At 72.0% G+C, this 16,046-nt stretch carries 11 protein-coding genes; 4 read left to right on the top strand and 7 right to left on the bottom strand.

The features are described from left to right. Positions 1-92: 92 nt before the first annotated feature. Complete coding sequence (locus OG247_RS06985) at positions 93-884, top strand: metal-dependent hydrolase (RefSeq protein ID WP_327251405.1); 792 nt, start codon at positions 93-95, stop codon at positions 882-884. Positions 885-981: 97 nt separating this feature from the next. Here OG247_RS06985 and OG247_RS06980 read toward each other — a convergent pair whose 3' ends face one another. Further along, entirely contained in the window at positions 982-2,763 is a 1,782-nt protein-coding gene (locus OG247_RS06980) for an ABC transporter ATP-binding protein (protein ID WP_327251404.1), read from the bottom strand. Then, positions 2,760-4,604: an ABC transporter ATP-binding protein gene (locus OG247_RS06975; RefSeq protein ID WP_327251403.1), complete on the bottom strand. Its 1,845-nt coding sequence runs from the start codon at positions 4,602-4,604 to the stop codon at positions 2,760-2,762. Before OG247_RS06975 ends, OG247_RS06980 begins: the two co-directional genes overlap by 4 nt. 252 nt (positions 4,605-4,856) lie before the next feature. Here OG247_RS06975 and OG247_RS06970 point away from each other — a divergent pair, with 252 nt between their 5' ends. Further along, a complete protein-coding gene (locus OG247_RS06970) occupies positions 4,857-6,140 on the top strand; it encodes a tryptophan 2,3-dioxygenase family protein (protein WP_327251402.1) in 1,284 nt (427 codons plus the stop codon). A gap of 18 nt (positions 6,141-6,158) precedes the next feature. On the opposite strand, the gene OG247_RS06965 is transcribed toward OG247_RS06970, so the two are convergent. Next, a complete protein-coding gene (locus tag OG247_RS06965) occupies positions 6,159-9,095 on the bottom strand; it encodes an FAD-binding and (Fe-S)-binding domain-containing protein (protein WP_327251401.1) in 2,937 nt (978 codons plus the stop codon). 85 nt (positions 9,096-9,180) lie between these two features. Further along, on the bottom strand, positions 9,181-9,705 hold the full coding sequence (locus OG247_RS06960) for a MarR family winged helix-turn-helix transcriptional regulator (RefSeq protein ID WP_327251400.1): 525 nt from the start codon (positions 9,703-9,705) through the stop codon (positions 9,181-9,183). Positions 9,706-9,812: 107 nt separating this feature from the next. On the opposite strand from OG247_RS06960, the gene OG247_RS06955 reads away from it, so the two are divergent. Both OG247_RS06955 and mltG read left to right on the top strand, forming a co-directional pair. Further along, on the top strand, positions 9,813-11,765 hold the full coding sequence (locus OG247_RS06955; protein ID WP_327251399.1) for an ABC transporter ATP-binding protein: 1,953 nt from the start codon (positions 9,813-9,815) through the stop codon (positions 11,763-11,765). A 63-nt stretch (positions 11,766-11,828) separates the two neighbouring features. Next, positions 11,829-12,668 carry an endolytic transglycosylase MltG gene (gene mltG / locus OG247_RS06950; protein WP_327251398.1) on the top strand — a complete coding sequence of 280 codons (840 nt, stop codon included), beginning with the start codon at positions 11,829-11,831 and terminating at the stop codon, positions 12,666-12,668. Between the two features lie 15 nt (positions 12,669-12,683). On the opposite strand, the gene OG247_RS06945 is transcribed toward mltG, so the two are convergent. The 3 genes from OG247_RS06945 to OG247_RS06935 all read right to left on the bottom strand — a co-directional run bounded on the left by OG247_RS06945 (position 12,684) and on the right by OG247_RS06935 (position 15,993). Further along, positions 12,684-13,757 (bottom strand): NAD(P)-binding domain-containing protein, encoded by a 1,074-nt coding sequence (locus OG247_RS06945; protein ID WP_327251397.1) that lies wholly within the window; start codon positions 13,755-13,757, stop codon positions 12,684-12,686. Positions 13,758-13,858: 101 nt separating this feature from the next. After that, a complete protein-coding gene (locus OG247_RS06940; protein WP_327251396.1) occupies positions 13,859-14,953 on the bottom strand; it encodes an LLM class flavin-dependent oxidoreductase in 1,095 nt (364 codons plus the stop codon). Further along, positions 14,953-15,993 carry an ABC transporter substrate-binding protein gene (locus OG247_RS06935; protein WP_327251395.1) on the bottom strand — a complete coding sequence of 347 codons (1,041 nt, stop codon included), beginning with the start codon at positions 15,991-15,993 and terminating at the stop codon, positions 14,953-14,955. The genes OG247_RS06940 and OG247_RS06935 overlap by 1 nt, the downstream gene beginning before the upstream one ends. Positions 15,994-16,046 lie beyond the last annotated feature (53 nt).

The raw sequence follows: 16,046 nt of genomic DNA, 5'->3' as shown, positions 1-16,046 counted from the left end.
AAGATCATCGGCGGTACGCTGTGCCGTCGATGCGGCCCGAACGACACCGTCAACAGGGCCCGACCAGCACACCACCGGGGCGGGGAACGACCATGATGGGTCCGGCGCACTCACTGTCCGGGGCAGCGGCCTGGCTGGGGGTGGGTGCCGCGGCGGCAGCCTCCGGGCACCCGATGCCCTGGCCCGTCCTCGTCGTCGGCGCCCTCATCTGCGCCGGAGCCGCCCTCGCCCCCGACCTGGACCACAAGTCGGCGACGATCTCCCGCGCCTTCGGTCCGCTCTCCCGGGGCCTGTGCGAGGTGGTCGACAAGATCTCCTACGGGGTCTACAAAGCCACCCGGGCCCCGCGCGACGCCCGCCGCACCGGCGGCCACCGCACCCTGACCCACACCTGGGTCTGGGCCGTCCTGATCGGCGCCGGCGCCTCCGCCATCGCCGTCACCGCGGACCGGTGGGGCGTCCTCGCCCTCCTCTTCATCCACCTGGTCCTCGCCGTCGAAGGCCTGCTGTGGCGGGCCGCCCGCATGTCCAGCGACGTCCTGGTCTGGCTGCTCGGCGCGACCAGCGCCTGGATACTCGCCGGCGTGCTCGACCAGCCCGGCAACGGCTCCGACTGGCTCTTCACCGCCCCCGGCCAGGAGTACCTCTGGCTCGGCCTGCCGATCGTGCTCGGCGCCCTGGTCCACGACATCGGCGACGCCCTGACCGTCTCCGGCTGCCCGATCCTGTGGCCCCTGCCCATCGCGGGCAAGCGCTGGTACCCGATCGGCCCGCCGAAGATGATGCGCTTCCGCGCGGGCAGCTGGGTGGAGCTCAAGGTCCTCATGCCCGTGTTCATGCTCCTCGGCGGAGCCGGCGGAGCTTCGGCCCTCGGCTTCTTCTAGGTTCCTCCAGGTTCCTCGTGGCGATGGCCCGGTCCCGTCCGCGGCTGCGGACGGGACCGGGCCATCTCCATATCGCCATGAGGAGGCGCGGCGGGCGTCAGCCGTGCCAGGAGCGCCACAGGGCGGCGTACGCGCCGTCGGCCTCGACCAGGGCGTCGTGCGAGCCGAGCTCGGTGATGCGGCCGGCCTCGACCACCGCGATCACGTCCGCGTCGTGCGCGGTGTGCAGCCGGTGCGCGATCGCGATCACCGTGCGGCCGTCCAGCACCCGGGCCAGCGAACGCTCCAAGTGCCGGGCCGCGCGCGGGTCCAGCAGCGAGGTGGCCTCGTCCAGTACGAGCGTGTGCGGATCGGCCAGCACCAGTCGGGCCAGCGCGATCTGCTGCGCCTGTGCCGGGGTCAGCGCCGAGGCTCCCGAGCCGACCTCGGTGTCCAGACCGGCGTCCAGCGCCCGCGCCCAGTCCTCCGCGTCGACCGCGCCGAGCGCCGCCCACAGCTCGGCGTCACCGGCCTCCGTGCGCGCGAGCCGCAGGTTGTCCCGCAGGGAGCCCACGAACACGTGGTGCTCCTGGTTGACCAGGGCCACGTGCTCGCGCACCCGCTCCGCCGGCATCTGCGACAGCCGCGCCCCACCGAGGGTGATCTCACCGGTCCGCGGTGCGTAGATGCCCGCCAGGAGCCGGCCCAGCGTGGACTTGCCGGCGCCCGAGGGCCCGACCAGGGCCATCCGGGTGCCCGGCGGCACCGACATCGACACCTGGTGCAGTACGTCGACGCCCTCGCGGTACCCGAAGTGCACCTGGTCGGCCCTGACGTCCCGGCCGTCGGGGGAGACACCCGCGTCGCCCGCGTCCGGCTCGATCTCCCGCACGCCCACCAGCCGGGCCAGCGAGACCTGCGCGACCTGCAGTTCGTCGTACCAGCGCAGGATCAGGCCGATCGGATCGACCATCATCTGCGCGAGCAGGGCGCCCGTGGTCAGCTGCCCCACCGACATCCAGCCCTGGATCACGCAGTACCCGCCGATCATCAGCACCGAGCCGAGGATCGTCACGTAGGTGACGTTGACGACGGGGAAGAGGACCGTCCGCAGGAACAGCGTGTACCGCTCCCACGCCACCCACTCCTTGATCCGCCGCTCCGACAGCTCGATCCGCTGCCCGCCCAGGCGGTGCGCCTCGACGGTGCGGCCCGCGTCCACCGTCTCGGTGAGCACGGCGGCGACCGCCGCGTACCCGGCCGCCTCGGAGCGGTAGGCCCGGGGCGCCCGCTTGAAGTACCAGCGGCAGCCGATCACCAGGACCGGCAGCGCCACCAGCGCGGCCAGCGCCGGCGGCGGCGCGGTCACGGCGAGCGCCCCGTAGAGCAGCCCCGCCCAGACCACGCCGATGGCCAGCTGCGGCACGGCCTCGCGCATCGCGTTGGCCAGCCGGTCGATGTCGGTGGTGATCCGCGACAGCAGGTCACCGGTCCCCGCGCGCTCCAGCACGCCCGGCGGCAGGCCCACCGACCGCACGAGGAAGTCCTCGCGCAGATCGGCCAGCATCTCCTCGCCGAGCATCGCCCCGCGCAGCCGGACCAGTCGCACGAACACGGTCTGGACGCCGAGCGCCAGGGCGAACAGCAGGCCCACCCGGCCCAGATGGAGTTCGCGGGCCCCTTCCGAGAGCCGGTCCACGACCTGGCCCAGCAGGTACGGGCCGACCATGGAGGCGATGACCGCGACCGTGTTGACCCCCACCAGGACCAGGAAGGCCCGCCGGTGGCGGCGGAAGAGGCCGCGCACGTAGCCCCGTACCGTCGCGGCGCTGCCCACGGGCAGGGTCGCGGCCGTTTCCGGGGCGGCCGGATCGTATGGTGGCGGTGCCACGCCGATCATGCTGATTCCTCGATCTCAGTCAGTACGGATTCCAGCCGCGGGAGCTGCTGTTCTTCCACGGTCCGCTGCTCTTCCTCGGTCTCGCGGGTGACGACCGCCCGGTAGCGCGGGTCGCCGTGCAGCAGCTCGCGGTGCGTGCCGCTCGCCACCGCCTTGCCCTCGTCGATCAGCACGACCCGGTCGGCGCGGTCCAGCAGCAGGGGCGAGGAGGCCAGCACCACCGTCGTGCGACCGGCGCGCAGGGCCGCGATCCCGTCCGCGATCCGGGCCTCGGTGTGCGAGTCGACCGCCGAGGTCGGCTCGTCCAGCACCAGCACCTCGGGATCGGTCACCAGGGACCGCGCCAGGGCCAGCCGCTGGCGCTGCCCGCCGGACAGCGAGCGGCCGCGCTCGGTGATCCTGGCGTCCATCGGGTCGTCCACCCCGCCCGGGGCGGACTGCAGCAGGGCGTCCAGCACGTCCGCGCACTGGGCCGCCGCGAGCGCCGCCGGAGCTTCGACCGCCCCGGACGCCGGTACGTCGAACAGTGCGCGCAGCGTCCCGGACAGCAGGACCGGATCCTTGTCCTGTACGAGGACCAGCGTGCGCGCGGTGTCCAGCGCGAGCTCGTCCAGCGCGACGCCGCCCAGCAGGACGGAGGGTCCGGCCGCGGCGTCCATCGGGTGCCCGCCCAGGCGCTCCGCGAGGCGGCCCGCCAGGTCGGGATCCCCGCACACCACGGCGGTCAACCGGCCCGCCGGGACCAGCAGCCCGGTCTCCGGGTCGTACAGGTCTCCGCCGGGGGCCGGGGTATGGGCGACCTCGGCGGCGACGGCCGGTTCCGCGGCGGCCTCCGCCTCCGCGTCGGTCCGGGTCAGCGACAGCACGCGGGCCGCCCGCTTGGCGGAGGGGCGCGAGAAGGAGTACGCCATCGCGATCTCCTCGAAGTGCCGCAGCGGGTAGAGCATGGTCGCCACCGCGCTGAAGGCGGCGACGAGTTCGCCGACGTCCAGGCGGCCGTCCAGTACGAGAGCGGCCCCGTACCAGACCACCGTGACCAGCAGCGCTCCCGGCAGCAGCACCTGGACCGCGGAGATCAGCGCCCACATCCGGGCACTGTGCACGGCTGCTTCGCGGACCTGCTGCGAGGCCTCTCGGTAGCGGCCGAGGAAGAGTTCCTCACCGCCGATGCCGCGCAGGACCCGGAGCCCCGCCACGGTGTCCGAGGCAAGTTCGGTGGCCTTGCCCGCCTTCTCCCGCTGGAGGTCGGCGCGTTGGGTGGCGCGCGGCAGCAGCGGCAGGACGGCCAGGGCGAGCACCGGCATGCCGAGGGCCACGACCACGCCGATCGTGGGCGCGTAGAACAGCAGGACGACACAGCCGATGACCAGGGTCAGGGCTGCGGCCAGGAAGCGGGAGACCGCCTCGACGAACCAGCCGATCTTCTCCACGTCACCCGTGGAGACGGCCACCACCTCGCCCGCCGCGACCCGCCGGGTCAGGGCGGAGCCCAGCTCGGCGGTCTTGCGGGCGAGCAGTTGCTGGACCCGCGCGGCGGCGGTGATCCAGTTGGTGACGGCCGTGCGGTGCAGCATCGCGTCGCCGAGCGAGATCGCGACGCCGAGCAGCGCGATCAGACCGCCGACCCACAGCAGCCGGGCGCCGTCGCCGTCCACGACCGCGTCGATGCCCATGCCCACGGTGTACGGCAGGCCCGCGATGCCGCCGAAGTGGAGCAGCCCCCAGCACAGGCTTTTGGCCTGTCCGCCGAGTTGGCCCCGCCCCAGCCACCAGAGGAACCGGGGGCCGGAGCGAGCATCGGGTACCCCTGGGTCCGGATACGGAAGATCGCTGATCTGCATGACGCCCCATGACTGGTCGAGTGTTCCAAACCGTGCAAGGTTCGCGTTCCGGACCGGTCCAGGGCAATCGATTTTCCGTTGGCCCCAGCTCTTCGCCGCAGGGTCTGCTCACCCGGCGAGCGGGCCGGAACCCGACGCCGTCCTGCTCCGGGCCGGGGACACCGGGCCGCCGGGCGCGTCCAAGCGGCTTCGGTGTCCGCTGTCAAGGCACGAATTCCCGAGACGTGACGCGCGGTCTTTCGATCATGCCTAGTGGAAAGCGACCCTTTACTTCGCATGACGGCTTGGGAGAGACCAATGGCGACGACCCTGATCGAGATCAGGCGCTGGGCGGCCGCTGACCGAATGGCGGAGGAATCGGACGGCATTTCCCTCGCCCGGTCCGTGACGGAACACGTGCGGCGGACAGGAAAGCATTTCCTTTCGGATCGAGTGCTGGTGCGACTGAGTGACATCAGGCGACGGCACGGGGCGAACCGCCCGTTCCTCAGCGCTTTCCTCGACTGCGCGCTCGACAAACACGAGGGACGTTTCCAGAACCGCACCTATCTCGCACTGCCGGTCCTGGAGCTCCTCATGGACGACCGGCACGCCCCGCTGAGCGCGGACCGGATGTCGACCCTGCTGATGGCCGACGTGGTCCGCTTCGAGATCGAGGCGGCGGCCGGTGCGCCCGAGGGGCCCGAGCGGGGCCGGCCGGACGAGTCGACGCTGAGCACGCGGCTGAGGCACGCCCTGCGACTCGTGACGACGGGGCTCGGTCAGGCGGAGACCGACGACCTTCCGTCGCGGCTGGCGCACACTCCCCGGCACCGCCTCGAAGACCTAGTCGACCGCCTGCCCCGGCCGGCGACGACCGATTGCGGCCGGTGGTTCGACGTCACCGTCCAGCCCGTCTCCGTCGTTCATGACGAATACTTCTTCATCCGCGTCCTCCAGACCCACGAAATGCATTTCACCGCGATAGCGGCAGCAGTGAAGAAGGTCATCGAGGCGCTGCGCGCGGGCAATCCGGAAGGGGCCGTGGAGCTGCTGGACCACGCGGTGGTGATGTTCGAGCGGGCCGCGACGCTCTTTCGCGTCGTGGCCACGATGAGGGCGGAGCAGTTCTCCGCTTTCCGGCAGTACACCCAGGGTGCCAGCGCCATTCAGTCCGATCAGTACAAACGGTTCGAGAGCCTGTGCGGTGTTCCGCCCGTACCGCGCCTGCAGTCGTCCGCGTTCACGAGCGTGCCCGCCGTACGGGCCGAGGTGGAAGATCCCGGCCACGACACCGTCACCCGGGCCTACCTCGACCTCCGCAACGAGGGGCGTTTCGACCGGGCGCGGTGGAACCGCCTCGACACGGCGATCAGCCGTCTGGAGAGCGGGCACCAGCGGTGGAAGTCGGCACATCGCGGGCTCGCCGCACGCATGCTCGGCGACGCCCATGGTTCGGGCTACACCGACGGCGTTCCCTACCTGACGGAATGCCTGGGGAACCGACTGTTCTGGCAACTGGACACGGTCGACCGGACATCAGCCCCCGCTGCGTGAACCCTCCTTCATCGCGGCCTACGGGCGGGTGGCTCGCTCCAGTTCCAGCAGCGCCGAGTAGTAGCTGCGGCCCGTGGCCCGGTCCATGCCCACCTCGCACATCCGGTTCGCCGACAGGTGCGCGTCGAACTGCCGCGCTGTGACCTCGGCGGCCTCGCGGGCCGTCGCCGACTCCGTCAGCTCCGGGTGCAGCATGCCGCGGTCGCCCGCGAAGGCGCAGCACCCGGTGTCATACGGGACCACCACCTCGTCGGCGCAGGCCTCGGCGACCGCCCGAAGCTGTGCCTCGTCGTCCAGGTGCCGCATCGAACAGGTGGGGTGGAGCACCGCCGAGCCCACCGTGCGCCGGACCTCCAGGTGCGGCAGCAGTTCCTCGGCGGCCCAGACGACGGAGTCGACGATTCGCAACTCCGCGTGGAGCGAGCGGTTGTCGTCGGTGAGGTACGGGACCACCTCGTGCGCGATGCCCAGGGTGCAGGAGGACGCGTCGACCACGAGCGGCAGCCGCCCGCCGGCCGTCCAGCCCCAGGCGGCCTCCACGATCCGGTTGGCCATCACGCGGTTGCCGGCGTCGTACCCCTTGGAGTGCCAGATCGTCGCGCAGCAGGTGCCCCGGACGTCTCCGGGGATCCACACCGGCCTGCCGGCCCGCTCCGACACCGCCACCACGGCCTCGGGCAGGGAGGGCCCGGACGTGCCGTCGGGGCCGCCGAAGATCCGGTTGACGCAGGCCGGGTAGTACACCGCGGCGGCGCCCCCGCGCCGGGTGGCGGGCAGTTTGCGGGCCGCGGCGCCGGGGACCTGCGGCAGCCACTCCGGAACCAGGTCGGGCCGTACGGCCCTGCGCGCGGCCCCCGTCACGGCCTGGAGGATCCGGTCCCCGACGGCGTCGGTGATCTTGTCGGCGGCGGCCACGGCCAGCCGGGCGGCCACCTCGACCGCGCCGAACCGCAGGGCGGCGAGCTCGGCCGCACGCTCCTCGCGCGGGCTGTGCCGGCGGTGGCGGAAGTCCTTCATCAGGGCGCCGGTGTCGATGCCGACGGGACAGGCGAGCTTGCAGGTGGAGTCGCCGGCGCAGGTGTCCACGGCGTCGTACCCGTACGCGTCGAGCAGACCGTCGAGCACGGGGGAGCCGGGCTGCTGGCGCATCATCTCCCGGCGCAGCACGATCCGCTGGCGCGGGGTGGTCGTCAGGTCCTCGCTGGGGCAGGTCGGTTCGCAGAACCCGCACTCGATGCAGGGGTCGGCGACGGCCTCCACCTGCGGGATCGTCTTGAGGCCGCGCAGGTGCGCCTTCGGGTCGCGGTCCAGGAGGATCCGCGGGGCCAGCACCAGGTCGGGGTCGATGACCCGCTTGGTGCGCCACATCATCTCGGTGGCCCGGGGCCCCCACTCCAGTTCCAGGAAGGGGGCCATGTTGCGGCCGGTGGAGTGCTCGGCCTTCAGGGACCCGTCGAAGCGCTCGACGGTGAGCCGGCAGAAGGCCTCCATGAAGGCGGCGTACCGCTCCACGTCGGCCGGCCGGGCGGCGTCGAAGGCGAGCAGGAAGTGCAGGTTGCCGTGGGCGGCGTGACCGGCGACGGCGGCGTCGAAGCCGTGCTCCGCCTGGAGTTCGAGGAGGGCCTCGCAGGCCTCGGCCAGCCGGGACGGTGGGACCGCGAAGTCCTCGGTGATCAGGGTGGTGCCGGAGGCGCGGGCGCCGCCGACGGCGGTGACGAAGGCCTTGCGGGCCTTCCAGTAGCCGGAGATGGTCCTGGCGTCGCGGGTGAAGGCGTTGGTCACCGAGGCCACCGGGGCCACCAGGTCCAGGCCGGCCAGCACCGCGGCGGCGCGCCGCTCGTACTCCGCGCGGCCGGCCTCGTCGGGGGCCCGGAACTCCACCAGCAGCGCGGTGGTGTCCTTGGGCAGAGCGGCCCAGTCGGCGGGGACGCCCGCGACGCTCACCGAGGCGCGCAGGGTGTTGCCGTCCATCAGCTCGACGGCCAGCGCCCCCGCCTCGTTGAAGAGCGGTACGGCGGCGGCCGCGGCGGGCAGCGAGGGGAAGAAGAGCAGGGCGCTGGTGAGCTCGCGGTCCAGCGGCAGGGTGTCGAAGACGACCTCGGCGATGAAGCCGAGGGTGCCTTCGGAGCCGACCATCAGACCGCGCAGGATCTCCACCGGGGTGGCGCCGTCGAGATAGGCGTCGAGGCGGTACCCGGTGGTGTTCTTGATCTCGTACTTGGCCCGGATGCGGGCGACGAGCCCCGGATCGGCCTCGATCTCCTTCTTGATCTCCATCAGGCCGTGGCACAGGGCGGGCTCGGCGTGCGCCAGCTCCTCGTCGGCGCGCGGGTCGGCGGTGTCCACGACGGTGCCGCTCGGCAGGACGAAGGTGAGGGAGGACAGGGTGCGGTACGAGTTCCTCGTGGTGCCCGCCGTCATGCCGGAGGCGTTGTTCGCGACGACGCCGCCGAGGGTGCAGGCGATGGCGCTGGCCGGGTCCGGGCCCAGGACGCGGCCGTGCCGGGCGAGCGCGGCGTTGGCGCGCACGACGGTGGTGCCGGGCTGGATCCGGGCCCGCAGGCCTTCCTCCAGCACCTCGACCCCGGCCCAGTGACGGCGGACGTCGACGAGGATGTCCTCGCCCTGGGCCTGGCCGTTGAGCGAGGTCCCGGCGGCCCGGAAGACCACCTCGCGCTGCTTGCCGTGGGCGTAGGACAGGACGGCGGAGACGTCGTCGATGTCCTCGGCGATCACGACGACCTGCGGCAGGAACCGGTACGGGGAGGCGTCGGAGGCGTAGCGGACCAGGTCGGAGACGCCCGAGAGCACCTTGCCGGCGCCCAGCAGCTCGGCCAGCTCGCTCCGCAGCGGCTCGGGGGTGCCCGTCGACCTGTGGTCGGGCACCCGGTCGGGGGCGGGGCCGCTGATGGTGCGCGGGCGCAGGGCCCCCGGCTTCGGTTCCAGCAGTGGCATCTGCAGCCCCTCAACTCGCGCCGTGTCGGTCGTTCTCACTCGTTCGGCGCAGCCACCGGCCCTGTCCCGGCCGGACCGTCGCCCGTCAGCAGCCGTGCTCCGCCGGAGCGTCCGCCAGAGCGTTCAGCAGCCCGCCGAGCACCTCGCGCTGATCGGCGGTCAATGGAGCCAGGATCTCCTCTGCGGCGCCGGTTCGCGCGTTGCGCAGACGGCGCAGCGTGGCGCGGCCGGTGTCGGTGAGCTCGATCCTTATGACACGGCGGTTCTCCGGGTCCGGCACGCGGCGGACGCAGTCGGCGCTCTCCAGGCCGTCGACCAGCGTGGTCACGGCACGGGGCACCACCTCCAGGCGGGCGGCGAGGTCCGCCATCCGGGGCGGGCGCGCCGTGGAGAGGTGGGCGACGGTGCGCAGCAGCCGGGACTGGGCCGGGGTGATGCCGAGCGGCTCCAGATGGCGCTTCTGGATGCGGTGGAGCCGCCGGGTCAGGCGGAGCAGCTGCTCGGCGAGCACGCCGTCGGTGGTGTCGGTGGTGCCGGTCGTGTCGGCGCCGCCGGTGCCGTCGGTGCTCTCGGCCGTCCGGGCGCTGTCGGTCTCGGAAGCGGTGCTCATGCTGCGGTCCTCATAATGGGAACGATATCAGGACCAGATTCATTGTGAGTATAGGTAACAATGAGCTATGCTCATTCGAGTCTCGTCACCTGTCATGAAGGAGGCCCATGCGCCCCAAAGAACCCGAGTGGGAACCCTCGAAAGAATCCCTCGACCCCAGTGGCCCCGCCCCGGACGAGCGGCCGCGTGAGCTGCGCCGCATCGTCGGCCTCTTCCGGCCCTACCGGGGCCGCCTCGCCGTCGTCGGCGTGCTGGTCGCCGCTTCCTCGCTGGTCGGAGTCGCCACCCCCTTCCTGCTCAAGGAGATCCTGGACGTAGCGATCCCGCAGGGCCGCACCGGGCTGCTCAGCCTGCTCGCCCTCGGCATGATCGCGACCGCGGTCGTCACCAGCATCTTCGGCGTGCTCCAGACCCTGATATCCACCACCGTCGGCCAGCGCGTCATGCACGATCTGCGCACCGCCGTCTACGCGCAGCTCCAGCGGATGCCGCTGGCCTTCTTCACCCGTACGCGCACCGGCGAAGTGCAGTCCCGCATCGCCAATGACATCGGCGGCATGCAGGCCACGGTCACCTCCACGGCGACCTCCCTCGTCTCGAACGCGACGGCCGTCATCGCCTCCGTCGTCGCCATGCTCGCGCTCGACTGGCGGCTCACGCTCGTCTCGCTCGCCCTGCTGCCCGTCTTCGTGTGGATCAGCCGCCGCGTCGGCGGCGAGCGCAAGAAGATCACGGCTCAGCGGCAGAAACAGATGGCCGCCATGGCCGCGACGGTCACCGAGTCCCTGTCGGTCAGCGGCATCCTGCTCGGCCGCACGATGGGCCGCGCCGATTCCCTCACCACCTCCTTCGCGGAGGAGTCCGAGAAGCTCGTCGACCTCGAAGTGCGCTCCAGCATGGCCGGGCGCTGGCGGATGTCCACCATCGGCATCGTCATGGCCGCCATGCCCGCGCTCATCTACTGGGCGGCCGGCATAGCCCTGCAGACCGGAGCGCCCTCGCTCTCGGTCGGTACCCTCGTCGCCTTCGTCACCCTCCAGCAGGGCCTGTTCCGGCCCGCCGTGAGCCTGTTGTCGACCGGCGTCCAGATCCAGACCTCGCTGGCGCTGTTCGCCCGCATCTTCGAGTACCTCGACCTGCCGGTGGACATCACCGAGCGCGAGGACCCCGTCCGCCTCGACCGCGCCAAGGGTGAGGTCCGCCTGGAGGACGTCCACTTCGCCTACGACACCAAGGGCGGCCCCACCCTGACGGGCATCGACATCACGGTCCCGGCCGGTGGTTCGCTCGCGGTGGTCGGCCCGACCGGATCCGGCAAGAGCACGCTGAGCTACCTCGTGCCCCGGCTCTACGACGTCACCGGCGGCCGGGTCGCCCTCGACGGCGTGGACGTGCGCGACCTCGACTTCGACTCCCTGGCCCGCTCCATCGGCGTGGTCTCCCAGGAGACCTACCTCTTCCACGCCTCCGTCGCCGACAACCTGCGCTTCGCCAAGCCCGACGCCACCGACGAGGAGATAGCGGAGGCGGCCCGCGCGGCGCAGATCCACGATCACATCGAGTCCCTGCCCGACGGGTACGACACCCTGGTCGGTGAGCGCGGCTACCGGTTCTCCGGCGGAGAGAAGCAGCGCTTGGCCATCGCGCGCACCATCCTGCGCGACCCGCCGGTGCTCATCCTCGACGAGGCCACCAGCGCACTGGACACCCGCACGGAGCACGCCGTGCAGCGCGCCATCGACAACCTCTCCCAGGGCCGCACCACCATCACCATTGCCCACCGGCTCTCCACCGTCCGTGACGCCGACCAGATCGTGGTGCTCGACGGAGGCCGGATCGAGGAGCGCGGCACCCACGAGGAACTGCTGAAGGCCGACGGCCGGTACGCCGACCTCGTCCGGCGCGACCGGGAGAGTGCGCTCAAGCCGGAGACCCCGGCGTCCGGAGACCTCCTGTCCGGGGCGCTCGGTTCCGAGATCCGCAAGGCGGATCTGCTCAAGCCCGGGACCTTCAAGCCCGACACCCTGCGCGGCACCGAGCCGACCCCGGTGAACGTGTGATCGTATGACCGGCACACGGGTCGGATGTCGGGAATCCGGTGGTTCGCGGGTTAGCGTGCCCGCATGCGTCATGAGAACCGGCCGTCGTCACCGCGCCGTTCCCGGCTCACCCGCCGGGGCAGGCTGGCGCTCTTCCTCGGAACCGTCCTGGGACTCGGGGCAGCCCTCCTGATCCCCCTGTTTCCCGGCGAGGAACCGCCCGAGAAGCCGCGTCAGTTGCTGATCCCCGAGGGCTGGCGGGCCCCGCAGGTCTACGCCGCCATCGACCGCGAACTGAAGCTCCCGGCCGGCTCCGCCAAGGCCGCGGCCGCTACGGCCGCCCTGCCCCTGCCCGCCGAGGCGAAGGGCAATCCGGAGGGGTACCTCTTCCCGGCCACCTATCCGGTGACCTCACAGTCCACTCCGGTCTCACTGCTCACGTACATGGTCGAGACGGCCGGCAGGAGCCTCGCCACCAAGGCCGTCGCGGACGGCGGCAAGGCCCACGGAATGACCCCGTACCAGACGGCCACCCTCGCGAGCATCATCGAGGCGGAGGCCGAGACCCGCGGGGACATGGGCAAGGTCGCCCGGGTGGTCCACAACCGGCTGGCGAAATCGATGCCGCTCCAGATGGACTCCACCATCAACTACGCGCTGAACCGGTCCACGGTGGACACCAAGCTGAGCGAGACGAAGATCGACAGCCCCTTCAACACGTACGAGCGCCAGGGACTGCCGCCCACCCCGATCGACAGCCCCGGCCTGCAGGCCATGGCGGCCGCGGTGGCACCGACGCCCGGAGACTGGCTCTTCTTCGTCACCGTGAAGCAGGGAGACACCCGCTTCTCGGCGACGTACGAGGAACACAAGCGGCACGTGGCCGAGTTCAACCGGATCCGGGCGGCCTCGCGCACCACCTGATCCGAACGCGACGCCTCAGCGGATGCCGGACCGGGTGCGGGTGAGCAGGCGGCCGATCTCGCGGACCGCGGCGCCGCCGGCGCGGTTGGCGCCGATGGTCGATGCCGAAGGGCCGTAGCCGACCAAGTGGATCCGCTCGTCGCGGACCGCGCGGGTGCCGTCGAGCCGGATGCCGCCGCCCGGCTCGCGCAGGCGCAGCGGAGCCAGGTGGTCGATGACCGGGCGGAAGCCGGTGGCCCACAGGATCACGTCCGCTTCGACCCGGGTGCCGTCCGACCAGGCGGCCCCCGTCCTCGTGAGGTGGCCGAACATCGGCCGGCGGTCCAGGACGCCCGACTCCAGCCCGCCCCGGACGGCCTCGTTCAGCGGCAGTCCGGTGACGCTGACCACGCTCCGGGGCGCCAGGCCCTGGCGTACCCGGTCCTCGACCAGGGCCACCGCCGCACGGCCCTGCGCCTCGCCGAAGCTCCCGTCGCGGAACACCGGGGGCCGGCGGGTGACCCAAGTGGTCTCCGCCGCCACCTCGGCGATCTCCAGCAGGTGCTGCACCGCCGAGGTGCCGCCGCCCACCACGATGACCCGGGCTCCGGCGAACTCCGCGGGTCCCGGGTAGTTCGCCGTGTGCAGCTGGCGGCCCCGGAAGAGTTCCTGCCCCGGGTAGCGCGGCCAGAACGGCCGGTCCCAGGTCCCGGTGGCGTTGATCAGCGCCCGAGCCGACCAGGTCCCGGCCGGGGATTCCACCAGCAGCCGGCGGTCCGCCCCGTCGCGTACGGCGGTGACGTCCACGGGGCGGTGTACGCGCAGGTCGAAGCGGTCTTCGTAGGCGGCGAAGTACTCCGCGATCACCTCGGAGGACGGACGCAGCGGATCGGCGCCGGTCAGTTCCATCCCGGGCAGCGCGTGCATGCCGTGGACCTTGCCGTAGGTGAGCGAGGGCCAGCGGAACTGCCAGGCGCCGCCCGGGCGCGGCGCGTGGTCCAGGACCACGTGGCCGATGCCCGCCCGCGCCAGGTGGTAGGCGCCGGACAGACCGGCCTGCCCCGCGCCCACGACCACCACGTCCACGTCCTGCACCGCGAATTCGTTCACGGTTCTACCAACTGGGAGCGGCGCCGAGATCTTCCCGGAGCCGGAGCCGGAGCCGGAGCCGGAGCCGGAGCCGGAACCCGAACCCGAATCCGGGCCCCGGCTCAGCGCGCGAGCAGGCCGCGCGCCGCGAGCTCCGGGGTCACCCCCTCGCCGAACCAGTACGCCTCCTCCAGGTGCGGATAGCCGGACAGCACGAAGTTCTCGATCCCGAGCGCGTGGTACTCCTCGATCCGGTCCGCCACGTCCCCGTGGCTGCCGACCAGGGCGGTGCCGGCGCCGCCGCGCACCAGCCCGACCCCGGCCCACAGGTTCGGGGAGATCTCCAGTTTGTCGCGCGAGCCGCCGTGCAGGGCCAGCATCCGCTGCTGGCCGACCGACTCGCTCGCGCCCAGTGCCGCCTGCGCCGTGGCGATGGACGCGTCGTCCAGGTCGCCGAGCAGCCGGTCCGCCGCCGACCAGGCCTCCTTCGCCGAATCCCGGGAGATGGTGTGCAGCCGGATGCCGAACTTCACCGTCCGGCCCCGCTCCTCGGCCAGCGCGCGGATCCAGTCGATCTTCTCCTTGACCTCCTGCGGCCGCTCGCCCCACGTCAGGTACACGTCCGCGTGCTCGGCGGCCACCGGACCCGCCGCGGCCGAGGACCCGCCGAAGAAGATCTCCGGCAGCGGGTCGGGCGGCACCGCCGTCAGCCCGCCGTCGACCCGGTAGTGCTCGCCGTGGAAGTCGAAGGGCTGCCCGCCCCAGACGCCCCGTACGACCGAGAGGAACTCGGCCGTGCGCGCGTAGCGCAGATCATGGCCGAGGTGGTCGCCGAAGCGCCGCTGCTCCGCCGAATCGCCGCCCGTCACCACATTGAGCAGCAGCCGCCCGCGCGTGATCCGCTGGTATGTAGCCGCCATCTGCGCGGCCAGGGTCGGCGAAATCACCCCCGGCCGGAAGGCCACCAGGAACTTCAGCCGCTCGGTGTGCTGCGCGAGCGCCACCGTCGTCAGCCAGGCGTCCTCGCACCAGGTGCCGGTCGGGGTCAGCACGGCCTCGAAGCCGAGCCGCTCGGCCGCCTTCGCGATCTGCGCGAGGTACTCGATGTCGGGTTCGCGCACCCCGGCGGCGGCGTGGTTGTTGGCGTAGGCGTGCCTGTCGACCAGGGTGCGGCCGTCGCCGCCGGTCGGCAGGAACCAGTGCAGTCGTACCGTCATCAGGAGTCCTTCCCGTACGTGCGCGCGGGGGTGGTGGAGGGCGGCAGGTCCCGGTTGAAGCGGGTGTCGACGAAGTCCTTGAAGACGACCTTGCCCGGGATCAGCTTGAGCTCGGTGAAGGTGTCGGCGATCTTCTGCTCGGAGGCCACGGCCGCGTCGTCCACGGCCACCGGAACCCGGGTGCCGTTGCTCCGCTTCACCGCGTCGAAGGCCACCTCGTACGGCAGCCCGGTCTCCTTCGACCAGACCTTCGCCCACTCCTCCGGGTGCTTGAACACCCATTCCTGGGCGCGCTGGAGGCGCTCCAGGTAGTCCCCGATGGCCTTGCTCTTGGCCTCGTCGGCCAGCGCGCCGGGCGCCGCGACCTGGAAGCCGAGCCCGTTGACGATCCCCTCGCCACTGGTCAGGATGCGGGCGCCGGAGCGCAGCACCTGGGAGGTGTACGGGTCCCAGACCGCCCAGGCGTCGACCTTGCCGCTGTTGAAGGCGGCCAGTGCGTCGGCCGGCTGGAGCAGGCTGATCTGCACGTCGGCCGGGGTCAGGCCGGCCTGCCGGAGGCTCGCGATGAGCTGGAAATGAGCCGAACTGCCCTGCGCCACAGCGATCTTCTTGCCGCGCAGCTCGGCGGGGGACTGGAGGGCGGATCCCTTGGGCACGAGGATCGCCTCGCCGGTGGAGGAGCCGTGCGTGGCCGCCACCACCGTGATCTTCGACTTGGCCGCGGCGGCGAAGACGGGCGGGGTGTTGCCGACGCCGCCGATGTCGACGGCCTTGGCGTTGACGGCCTCCAGCAGTGGCGGCCCGGAGGTGAAGGTGGACCACTTGATCTCGTAGTCGAGCTTGTCCAGTTCACCGGCGGCCCGCAGCAGCGACTCGTAACCGCCCTTCTGGTCACCCACGTTGAGGGTGACCTTGGTACCGCTCTTCGCGCCGTCCTTCGCGCCGGAACCGGTGTCGGCTGCCGAGCTGCCGCCGCAGGCGGTCAGGGCCAGCGACAGCGGAATCAGCGTGGCGAGCAGGGGCAGGGTGTGACGTCTCATGTCGCTTCTCTTCGATCTCTCGTACGGGAATCAGGGCAGGGGAAGCAGAGGGG

It is taken from the genome of Streptomyces sp. NBC_01244, assembly GCF_035987325.1.
In the GTDB taxonomy this organism is placed as follows: domain Bacteria; phylum Actinomycetota; class Actinomycetes; order Streptomycetales; family Streptomycetaceae; genus Streptomyces.
This window is presented reverse-complemented; position numbering and strand designations above follow the sequence as displayed.

Excerpts from the sequence above, each read along its gene's own strand:
- mltG (WP_327251398.1), top strand. The coding sequence starts at position 11,829 with ATGCGTCATGAGAACCGGCCGTCGTCACCGCGCCGTTCCCGGCTCACC.
- OG247_RS06965 (WP_327251401.1), bottom strand. The coding sequence starts at position 9,095 with ATGCCACTGCTGGAACCGAAGCCGGGGGCCCTGCGCCCGCGCACCATC.
- OG247_RS06955 (WP_327251399.1), top strand. The coding sequence starts at position 9,813 with ATGCGCCCCAAAGAACCCGAGTGGGAACCCTCGAAAGAATCCCTCGAC.
- OG247_RS06940 (WP_327251396.1), bottom strand. The coding sequence starts at position 14,953 with ATGACGGTACGACTGCACTGGTTCCTGCCGACCGGCGGCGACGGCCGC.
- OG247_RS06985 (WP_327251405.1), top strand. The coding sequence starts at position 93 with ATGATGGGTCCGGCGCACTCACTGTCCGGGGCAGCGGCCTGGCTGGGG.
- OG247_RS06960 (WP_327251400.1), bottom strand. The coding sequence starts at position 9,705 with ATGAGCACCGCTTCCGAGACCGACAGCGCCCGGACGGCCGAGAGCACC.
- OG247_RS06975 (WP_327251403.1), bottom strand. The coding sequence starts at position 4,604 with ATGCAGATCAGCGATCTTCCGTATCCGGACCCAGGGGTACCCGATGCT.
- OG247_RS06980 (WP_327251404.1), bottom strand. The coding sequence starts at position 2,763 with ATGATCGGCGTGGCACCGCCACCATACGATCCGGCCGCCCCGGAAACG.
- OG247_RS06935 (WP_327251395.1), bottom strand. The coding sequence starts at position 15,993 with ATGAGACGTCACACCCTGCCCCTGCTCGCCACGCTGATTCCGCTGTCG.